Source organism: Citrobacter sp. wls718 (assembly GCF_005280945.1).
GTDB classification, from domain to species: domain Bacteria; phylum Pseudomonadota; class Gammaproteobacteria; order Enterobacterales; family Enterobacteriaceae; genus Citrobacter; species Citrobacter gillenii.
This window is the reverse complement of sequence record NZ_SZWV01000084.1, coordinates 35,020-37,447: the sequence shown is the minus strand read 5'-3', so window position 1 is coordinate 37,447 and position 2,428 is coordinate 35,020. Positions and strand designations below refer to the sequence as shown.

Below are 2,428 nucleotides of genomic sequence, written 5' to 3'. Positions count from 1 at the left end.
TGGTGATGGGCGGTAACGCCGCTGAAGCTCACCCGGTCGGATTCCGCTGGGCGATGGAAGCCAAAATTCACAACGGCGCGAAGCTGATTGTGGTCGATCCTCGCTTTACGCGAACCGCAGCGGTGGCAGATTTCTATGCACCCATTCGTTCCGGTACTGACATTGCCTTCTTGTCAGGCGTCTTGCTGTACCTGCTGAATAACGAAAAATTCAACCGCGAATATACCGAAGCCTACACCAACGCCAGTCTGATTGTGCGTGAAGATTATGGCTTCGAAGATGGCCTTTTCACCGGCTATGACGCGGACAAACGCAAGTACGATAAAACCAGCTGGAACTACGAGCTGGATGAAAAAGGCTTCGCCAAACGCGATGTTACGCTGCAACACCCGCGCTGCGTGTGGAATCTGCTGAAACAGCACGTTTCCCGCTACACGCCGGATGTTGTCGAAAACATTTGCGGTACGCCGAAGGCTGATTTCCTGAAAGTCTGCGAATACATCGCTGAAACCAGCGCCAAAGACAAAACCGCGTCGTTCCTGTACGCGCTGGGCTGGACGCAGCACTCCGTGGGCGCGCAGAACATTCGCACCATGGCGATGATCCAGCTTCTGCTCGGCAATATGGGGATGGCAGGCGGTGGCGTTAACGCCCTGCGCGGTCACTCCAATATTCAGGGTCTGACTGACTTAGGCCTGCTGTCGCAGAGCCTGCCTGGTTACATGACGCTGCCAAGCGAAAAGCAAACCGACCTGCAAACTTACCTTGCGGCCAACACGCCAAAACCGTTGCTGGAAGGTCAGGTAAACTACTGGGGCAACTACCCGAAATTCTTCGTCTCGATGATGAAGGCCTTCTTTGGTGATAAAGCGACAGCGGAAAATAGCTGGGGCTTCGACTGGCTGCCGAAGTGGGATAAAGGGTACGACGTGCTGCAGTACTTCGAGATGATGAACCAGGGCAAAGTGAATGGCTACATCTGCCAGGGCTTCAACCCGGTCGCCTCATTCCCGAACAAAAACAAGGTCGTGGCTTCACTGTCAAAACTGAAGTTCCTGGTGACTATCGACCCACTCAACACCGAAACGTCCACCTTCTGGCAAAACCACGGTGAGTCGAACGATGTGGATCCGTCAAAAATCCAGACCGAAGTGTTCCGTCTGCCGTCCACCTGCTTCGCCGAAGAAAACGGCTCAATCGTTAACTCCGGACGCTGGCTGCAGTGGCACTGGAAAGGCGCGGATGCCCCAGGGATTGCCGCCACCGACGGTGAAATCCTCGCCGGTATCTTCCTGCGCATGCGCAAGATGTACGCCGAACAGGGGGGAGCGAACCCGGAACAGGTGCTGAGCATGACCTGGAACTACTCCACGCCGCATGAACCTGCTTCAGAAGAAGTGGCGATGGAGAGCAACGGTAAAGCCCTGGCTGATATCACCGACCCGGCAACCGGTGCGGTGATCGTCAAGAAAGGCCAACAGCTTAGTTCATTTGCCCAACTGCGCGATGACGGCACTACCTCCAGCGGCTGCTGGATATTTGCCGGTAGCTGGACACCGGAAGGCAACCAGATGGCGCGTCGTGATAACGCCGATCCGTCGGGCCTGGGCAATACGCTGGGCTGGGCATGGGCATGGCCGCTCAACCGTCGCATTCTGTATAACCGCGCCTCCGCTGACCCGCAGGGGAATCCGTGGGATCCAAAACGTCAGATCCTGAAATGGGATGGGGCGAAATGGAGCGGGATGGATATTCCGGACTACAGCGCCGCCGCACCGGGCAGCAACGTCGGGCCGTTTATCATGCAGCCCGAAGGGATGGGACGCCTGTTTGCTATCGATAAGATGGCGGAAGGGCCGTTCCCGGAACACTACGAGCCGTTTGAAACGCCGCTGGGCACCAACCCGCTGCATCCGAACGTTATCTCTAACCCGGCTGCCCGTATCTTTAAAGGCGATGAAGAAGCACTGGGCAAAGCGGATAAGTTCCCGTACGTCGGGACGACCTACCGTCTGACCGAGCACTTCCACTACTGGACCAAGCACGCGCTGCTAAACGCCATCGCTCAGCCGGAACAGTTTGTGGAAATTGGCGAGAAGCTGGCGAACAAGCTCGGCATCTCCCACGGCGATACCGTTAAGGTCTCTTCTAACCGCGGCTACATCAAAGCCAAAGCGGTGGTGACCAAACGTATTCGCACGCTGAAGGCCAACGGTCAGGATATCGACACCATCGGTATTCCGATCCACTGGGGCTACGAAGGTGTGGCGAAAAAAGGCTTTATCGCTAACACGTTAACGCCATTCGTCGGTGATGCGAACACGCAGACGCCGGAATTTAAGTCCTTCCTCGTGAACGTGGAAAAGGTGTAACGGAGACGACCTATGGCTTATCAATCGCAAGACATCATTCGTCGATCCGCCACTAA

The 2,428-nt window shown here is 56.0% G+C and carries 1 protein-coding gene; it reads left to right on the top strand.

Going from position 1 to position 2,428, the window contains the following annotated elements:
- A partial coding sequence (gene fdnG, locus FDW95_RS16880) for a formate dehydrogenase-N subunit alpha (protein ID WP_137363551.1) occupies nt 1-2,372 on the top strand: 2,372 nt, incomplete at its 5' end.
- Between the last annotated feature and the right edge of the window lie 56 nt (nt 2,373-2,428).